Here is a 7,431-nt window from a genome sequence, read left to right as displayed (position 1 = left end):
GGTCATTGTTTCGTGACGTGACACTCTCTATACTACCAAGGAGGGCTTTTTTTGTGTAACTCCAAATAACCTCATCTAGGGTCAATTTTTCTTATTACAGGAATGCTCCTTATATATATATCTTATCAAGCTCTAGAAGTAACCAAGCAGTCCTTTCACGTTCATATAGTCCCATGTTTAGGGAGAAAGTCCGTTTAAAATTTTTAATCAATCACTTCTCCTTTAGCTTTATTTGGTTGAATTTCGTAACGAGGGAATCTTATACAGGTTGGAGGAAAAATAGCATCAAAGAAGAATCTGTTCTTCGATTGTTATTAAGTAGAAACTAGAAATGTAAAAATTTTCTTTTTTATTGTACCATTGGCTATTTGGGTTAGGCAATTAAATGCAGAAATATCCTAAATTTTAAATGACCCATAATAAAGTAGTACGTTTTATTCTTCCTTTACTAAAAAAAGACTGCCAAAGATGACAGTCTCCATTTCACAAAATTATTTGTTTGATAGAACACCCTCACTAACTGTTCGAACTGGAAGGACACAATAAGTATCTTCTTCTTTACCTCCAGCATTTCGAAAGGGGCTGAAATGATTCATATTGGCGGAGAGAAATGCCGCCTGCTCTGCCATTAGAGGATTTGTGATTGTATAATTAGTAATTATAATCTGGTCTTCAGTCAATTCGACTAAACGCCATGCTTGTTCATCCAAACATGCTGCAATTTGTACAAATGTCCAGTTACCTTTATGTACAATGGAATTTTGATGATTATGACCATTAAAATAAACACCTTGACCTTTTTTCTTGTTTAAAATACGCCACATATCAATAGTAGGATCAATCGAATGTTTCTCCATATCTGAACGGGAGGTTGTATCGTATACCGGGTGATGTGCAAAAACAAAGAGCGGTTTAGTGCCAGATGCCTCGACTACCTCCTCAAGCCATTCCAATTGTTCTTGATTGATCGTACCGCCCCAATCCTCATAATCCATTTCTCTAGCTGTGTTTAAAAAGGCAAAAATAGCATTATCTTTGGCAACAGTATGATACAAAGGCTGTTTTGTAATCTCAAGTACACGCTCAATCGGTTGTGCATATAAATCATGATTTCCAAGTACATGATAAAAGTTCTTATATTTATTATCAATAATTCGATAAACTCCTTTGAGCTCTTCAGTCGTACCATAATTCGTTAAATCACCTAGTGAAATATGCATATCTGCCTCATGATCAAGAAAATGACTTAAGAAAGACCGATAAAAATTCCATTTTGCTTCCTCTAAACCTTCCACGCTTTGATCTACTTCTGGAAAATGCAAATCCCCGATAACAGAAAATTTCATTTTATCCCTCCTCACCCTAAATAATACCTGACTAATATTAACGCTAGATAAATATTTGGTAAAAAAACGTTAATTTCTTTCATTATTTCTTCTACTTTTTCGTAAAAGCAAGACTATTAATTATAGCTAGTTATCAACATCCTAGTTTATTTTCTTACTACTTATCCATACCTTAACACCCCAAAGGCTAAATTTTGTACTCAACCTTTGGGACGTAAAAACAAAGTACTTTACTTGATAGATTGGCCGGTCAACGTATGATGGAATAAACTCTCCAAATTTTGTATAACATAGTCTGGTTGAATAGAGGATTTTTTCACATCTTCTTCTTTCGATACCCCTGTAAGGACGAGACAGGTTCCAAATTGCTTGGTGATTCCTAATTGAATATCTGTTTCCAGCCGGTCGCCAATAACTAATATCTTCTTGCTATCTAGTCCTAGCAAATCTAACATTTTATCTCCATATGTATCATGTGGTTTTCCGATCACTTTATCTATCTTCTTATCAGACGCAACCTCTATCGCCTTAGCTATAGACATTGTATCTGGAATAAAACCTCCTGGCACTGGACAATTAGGATCAGGATTAGTTACAATCAGCTTTCCACAATGTCGTACCGCATCCATAGCCATCTGTAAATCATTATAAGTAAACTCTCTGTCTAAACCTACTAAAACATGTGTAGCCTCTGTTGGCCTATCAGCGATCTTAATCGAGAGACTTTCCAACTCTTCACGTATCGCCTGTTCACCAATTATAAAAACAGATGCACCAGTAGTAGCTTCAGCAAAATAGAGAGCTGCTAAATAAGGGGCGGTAATTACTTCTCCTAAGGCAACCTCTATGCCAAATTGTTGCAGTCGTGCTTTTCCAGCTTTTCTTGTTAGTGTGGGGGAATTCGTAATAAAAAGAACCTTTTTCTGATGAGACCTAATTGTTTCGAAGGTTTCTTTCACCCCCGGTAATAATTGATCACCGATATAAATGGTTCCATCCATATCAAAACAATAGGCTTCGTAGTCGTTAGGTGAAATCATCGAATCAACTTCCTTCACCTAACGTACAAGAACGTTCTGATTTAAAAGTTCTTTTCCAGTTCGCAATACTTCCAGTGATGTTCCCGGCGCATATTCTAAAATTAGCTCACAATCAATTTGGTGTTCTTTAACAATATCCAGCACCTTTTTCCAGTCCATTTCGCCATGACCAAGTGGCAAATGATCATCTGCCGTTCCCCTATTATCATGGATATGAAGAGCGATTAATCTATCTTTAACAGCGTTAACGACAGAGGGTATATCCCAACCATCTAATTGTGCATGTCCTATATCAATTAAATAACCAGCTGTTCTATCGAAATTATCAAGGAAGTGAACAAATTCAGTTTCCGTGAAAATAGCACTGCCCCTGTAACCAACATTTTCAATCGCTAACCGTACATCAAGTGGCTTTGCTATTTTGCATAACTCACCAATCAACTGTGTCGCACGTTGTTGTGCTAATTGTTTATCAAAAACAGGAGAAAAACAAAATCCAGGATGGATAACAACGTGGCTGGCACTAATCATTGCGGCAAATTCAATTGCTTTCTTATATTCATTGAAAGATGCCTCACGTATCGCTCTATTCTCACTCGTTAAATTAATATCCCATGCTGGAGGGTGAATGGAATAAGAAACCGGAAATTCTTTTAATTGGTTTGCAAGAGGTTCAAAAAGTTGCTCCATCTCCTCCCACTTGTCTCCATCCATCATTAATTCGATCTTGTCAGCACCATATTCTATTAATTGCTGCACATTTTCGATAATACCTTTGTTCAATAGTGGTAAATCTGAATAAGTAACTGATTTATTTGTCATATAAGAACCCTACCTTCTTCTATAATTTGATCTGCTTTTAATAATTGCTCTGGATAGCCAATTGATTTTTCGGTTTCTTGATCAAATAAATGAATTCGATCAATAATTGGACGCATATAGATTAGTTGGTCTTGCTGCCAGTTTCCTTTTTCACTTACTGCAACCATTTCCTGTCCATCTATATCCAAATAAACGCTATAGCCTTTTCCGAGATTTTCTTTGTATTTAATTCTACCTTTTAATCCATTAGATAATGGGGTGGTAGACAATTCGACATGCTCTGGGCGAATGCCAAACAATAAGTTTCGGTTATTCTGTTTGGTTAAATGTTCTTTCCACATATCATTTAAGTCAAAAAGCTGTTTACCTATTTGAATACTTCCATCCTGGTAATCTATTTCAATGATATTGGTTGGCGGTGAGCCGATAAATTTTGCAGTAAAAACATTAGCTGGACGATGATACACATTTGTTGGTGTATCGATCATTTGTAGCTCTCCGTTATACATTAGAACAATACGATCTGCAAAGGTCATCGCCTCGATCTGATCATGGGTAACATATACAATGGTTTGGTTAAACATTTCATGAATCTTTACCAACTCTTTGCGGGCTGATTCTCGTAGCTGTGCATCTAGATTAGACAAAGGTTCGTCTAATAAGAAAAAATCACTACGCTTGACCGTTGCTCTTGCTAATGCAACACGTTGACGTTGTCCACCAGACAAATTTTTCGGCAATCGATCTTCTAATCCCTTTAATTGCAACATATCTAAAACCGAATCTAGTCTGTCTTGAATTTCTTGTTTAGATAATTTCTGTACTTTTAGCCCGTAAATGATATTCTGCTTCACTGTCATATGAGGATACAAGGCATAATTTTGAAAAACCATCGATACATTTCTGTGACCACTAGGAACATCATTGATTCTTTCTCCATTCATATATACATTTCCTTCTGTAATTTCCTCTAATCCAGCAATCATTCGTAATATCGTTGATTTTCCACACCCTGATGGCCCAAGTAAAATTAATCTTTCCCCTTCGTTAATGGTGAAATTTAAATCCTTGACTACTTCTGTATCTCCATAGGATTTTTTTACGTGTTCAAATCGAATTTCTTTCATCATAACCTCCATTATTTAATTCCAGATGAAGTGAATGTACCGATGATATACTTCTGGAAAGTTAAATATAATGCAAGAGGGATTATCATCGTGACAACCGAAACAGCCATCGCCACAGTAAAGTTTGTTCCACCCTCTACACTGATAAACATTTGTAATGCCAGTGGTAACGTATAGTTCTCTGTCGTTTTTAAAATAAGAACAGGCCAGACAAATTCATTCCATGTACTAATAAAAAACCAAATCCCAACAGATGTTACAGCAGGTCTAACTAATGGTAATACAATATCTTTCATAATTTTTGCATGACCTATATTATCTAGTCGTGCCACCTCGATAAGTGAGAGTGGAATACTCTTCATCGATTGTCTAATCAAGAAAATACCAATCGCGTCTGCAAGCTGTGGTAAAATAACACCCCAAGCACTATCTAACAATCCCAATTCAGAAATAATTAAATAATTTGGTATCATCGTAACGGTAAATGGAATGAAAATAGTACTAATTAAAACAAAATACAAGATGTTTTTCCCTTTAAAATCAAAATACACAAAGGCATACGCCGCTAAAAAAGAGGTAATTACTTTAAAAATGGTCACCACAGACGCAATAATAAACGTATTAGCTGTTATCTGTACAACCGGTAAGGTATTAAACAATGTTGTATAGTTTTCCAGTGTCGGATTTGACGGAAATATGTTGAGAACATTGTTATAAGCATCCTGTAACGGTTTAAAGGACATTCCAAGCGCATAGACAATTGGAAAAATTAATAAGAGGATCGTTGCCCAAAAGACCATATGCCATGTTATTTCTACGGTTCTGTTAATTTTCATAATAAATTCTCCGTTCTACAAACTTAAATTCCAGAAATAATAAAAGGAGAAATAATACCATTGTTATAATGGATAAAGTAGCTGAGTGTCCTGTCCGAAACACAACAAATGCTTCATGATATGCATGATAAATAAGGTTAGAACTTGCATAATCTGGTCCACCTTGAGAAATCACACTAACTGGTGTAAACACGTATTGCAAACTTTGAACAATGGTAATGATAAAAACATAAATTCCGGTAGCACTGCTCATCGGTAAAATAATCTGAAAGAAAATCCGCCACAGTGGAATATTATCCAATCGAGCGTTTTCGATAATTTCCCTGGAAATACCATTAATCGATGCATAAAGAAGAATGAAATTATATCCGAACACCTTCCAGGATGTAATAATACTTAGGACAAGAATGATCCATCCTTCTGTTTTCGTCCAGTTCGGAATTTCTAAACCAAACCAACCAAAAATAATCGCTAACGGACCCGATACCGGGTTTAAAATCCAAGTAAACAAGATCGAACCAACTACCAAGGAAATAAATGCAGGTAAAAACATGGCACTTTTATAGAAACCTCTCCACCGTTTCAAAATGACATCAATCACAAAAGCAAAGATATAAGGAACCACACAATTTATGGCGAGTAATAAAACAATATACAAAAAGGTGTTACCAAGGATTTGATAGGTTCTCGAATCTGTTAAAACATCCACATAATTCTGCAATCCCACGAATTCTTTATTCGGACTAATCATATTCCAATCAAAGAAGCTTAGATAAACGGTATATAAAAATGGCCAGAACGTAAAGATAGCAAAAATGATAATAGATGGGATGAGCAGAATATAACCAAATACATTTTCCTTGTTAAGATGTAGCCTTTCTCTCACCTGAATTAAGGTACTCATGTACACGTCCTCCAAAATGAACTGTTAAGAGGGCAGACCTGCCCCCTAGCAGTTCGAATCTCTTTTTATTGCAATAATTCATTAACCTGCTCTTCTGTTGACTTTAATCCCTCTTCAACTGACACACTGCCACTTAAAATTTGATCGCGTACATCTAAAAGTAGCTGTTCCGCTTCTAATCCTGAATCTCCAGGGAAAGACGCCCAAGGTACCACACCATCCATTTGTTCAATTGCGGCAGTCATCATTTCATTTTCTTCTAAATAGGATTTCAAGCCATTTTCCGCATCAGCAACACCCTGGCGAGGCGGTACATATCCAGTACCTTTTGTCCATTCTGCTACAGACTCAACACTATATAAAAATCTCATAAACTCCCATGCTGCCTTTTGTTGCTCTTCCTCTTGGGCTGTGATCGAAAGCATTGCTCCACCTGCCGGAAGCTTTACTTCTTTCCCCTCCCAAGCTGGTGATTTCACTGCCGCCACATCAAATTGTGCATTATCTTGAATGTTAGAACGTTGGGCAATCGTTGTATAAGCCATTGCTACATTTCCATCAATAAAACTTTGGATACCTTGATCCCAGCCAATATGTAGAGCCGTTTCATCCTCTACCACCATATCTCTTAATAATTGATACGCCTCAATTCCCTCTTCTGAAGCAAAGGTTGCTTTTCCATCTGTAATAAACTGAGCACCATTACTTTCTAATAATGCCTGTGTAGCCCAGTTATCTGCGGGCTCTTGGAAATAGAAACCATAATTCCCTGTTTCCTCTTTAATTACTTTTGAAAATTCTTTCACTTCTTCCCATGTCTTTGGCCCATTTTCATCTAGTCCTGCTTCTCTGAGAAGATCCCTATTAATATAAAGAACTGGAGAACTTAATGAGTAAGGAATACCGACTTGCTCACCATTCTCATTTTTCGCTAAGCCTAAAACATTTGGCAGAAAGTTATCTTGTAGAAATGTTTCATCTTCTGGAAAATGTGCATCAACAATTTCTTGTGGAGGAACATAACTAAAATTATCGGAAAAATAATTCAAAAACGACCAACCAACTTGTACCACGGCCGGTGAATTCCCTGCTGCAGCTTCTGCCTGAAGATTCTGCATTAATCCCTTGTACATATCTGGATTGTATTTATCCACCACTTCTACTGTGTCACTTTGGGCATTAAAATCTTCGACCAATTGTTTAACTGCTTGACCACCTTGAGTTTCCGCATTGACATGCCAATACTCAATAACCGTTTTTTCATTGTCGTTGGTACTTGCGGTTCCTTCCGAATTACATGCTGCTAAGAACATGACTAGCGTGAAAAAGGTTACTACTCTTAATAACTGCTTCATT

7 protein-coding genes are annotated in these 7,431 nt (G+C 36.6%); all 7 read right to left on the bottom strand.

Features of this window, described 5'->3' with window-relative positions; genetic code table 11:
• Window positions 1-491: 491 nt before the first annotated feature.
• Window positions 492-1,346: a metallophosphoesterase family protein gene (locus tag ACTNEP_RS19320; RefSeq protein ID WP_441163597.1), complete on the bottom strand. Its 855-nt coding sequence runs from the start codon at window positions 1,344-1,346 to the stop codon at window positions 492-494.
• 230 nt (window positions 1,347-1,576) lie between these two features.
• Window positions 1,577-2,386, bottom strand: coding sequence for an HAD-IIA family hydrolase (locus ACTNEP_RS19315; RefSeq protein WP_441163596.1), 810 nt, complete (start codon window positions 2,384-2,386; stop codon window positions 1,577-1,579).
• A gap of 18 nt (window positions 2,387-2,404) precedes the next feature.
• Window positions 2,405-3,208, bottom strand: coding sequence for a sugar phosphate isomerase/epimerase family protein (locus ACTNEP_RS19310; RefSeq protein WP_441163595.1), 804 nt, complete (start codon window positions 3,206-3,208; stop codon window positions 2,405-2,407).
• A complete protein-coding gene (locus ACTNEP_RS19305; protein ID WP_441163594.1) occupies window positions 3,205-4,335 on the bottom strand; it encodes an ABC transporter ATP-binding protein in 1,131 nt (376 codons plus the stop codon). The genes ACTNEP_RS19310 and ACTNEP_RS19305 overlap by 4 nt, the downstream gene beginning before the upstream one ends.
• A gap of 11 nt (window positions 4,336-4,346) precedes the next feature.
• Entirely contained in the window at window positions 4,347-5,171 is an 825-nt protein-coding gene (locus tag ACTNEP_RS19300) for a carbohydrate ABC transporter permease (protein WP_441163593.1), read from the bottom strand.
• Window positions 5,161-6,075: a carbohydrate ABC transporter permease gene (locus tag ACTNEP_RS19295; RefSeq protein ID WP_441163592.1), complete on the bottom strand. Its 915-nt coding sequence runs from the start codon at window positions 6,073-6,075 to the stop codon at window positions 5,161-5,163. Before ACTNEP_RS19295 ends, ACTNEP_RS19300 begins: the two co-directional genes overlap by 11 nt.
• Before the next feature lie 65 nt (window positions 6,076-6,140).
• Window positions 6,141-7,430 (bottom strand): ABC transporter substrate-binding protein, encoded by a 1,290-nt coding sequence (locus tag ACTNEP_RS19290; protein WP_441163591.1) that lies wholly within the window; start codon window positions 7,428-7,430, stop codon window positions 6,141-6,143.
• Window position 7,431 lies beyond the last annotated feature (1 nt).

It is taken from the genome of Gracilibacillus sp. HCP3S3_G5_2 (assembly GCF_052063305.1).
Classification (GTDB): domain Bacteria; phylum Bacillota; class Bacilli; order Bacillales; family Amphibacillaceae; genus Gracilibacillus.
This window is presented reverse-complemented; position numbering and strand designations above follow the sequence as displayed.

What these genes read in the sequence shown, in the direction of transcription:
- ACTNEP_RS19320 (WP_441163597.1), bottom strand. Translation starts at nt 1,346, where the DNA reads ATGAAATTTTCTGTTATCGGGGATTTGCATTTTCCAGAAGTAGATCAA.
- ACTNEP_RS19315 (WP_441163596.1), bottom strand. Translation starts at nt 2,386, where the DNA reads ATGATTTCACCTAACGACTACGAAGCCTATTGTTTTGATATGGATGGA.
- ACTNEP_RS19310 (WP_441163595.1), bottom strand. Translation starts at nt 3,208, where the DNA reads ATGACAAATAAATCAGTTACTTATTCAGATTTACCACTATTGAACAAA.
- ACTNEP_RS19305 (WP_441163594.1), bottom strand. Translation starts at nt 4,335, where the DNA reads ATGAAAGAAATTCGATTTGAACACGTAAAAAAATCCTATGGAGATACA.
- ACTNEP_RS19300 (WP_441163593.1), bottom strand. Translation starts at nt 5,171, where the DNA reads ATGAAAATTAACAGAACCGTAGAAATAACATGGCATATGGTCTTTTGG.
- ACTNEP_RS19295 (WP_441163592.1), bottom strand. Translation starts at nt 6,075, where the DNA reads ATGAGTACCTTAATTCAGGTGAGAGAAAGGCTACATCTTAACAAGGAA.
- ACTNEP_RS19290 (WP_441163591.1), bottom strand. Translation starts at nt 7,430, where the DNA reads ATGAAGCAGTTATTAAGAGTAGTAACCTTTTTCACGCTAGTCATGTTC.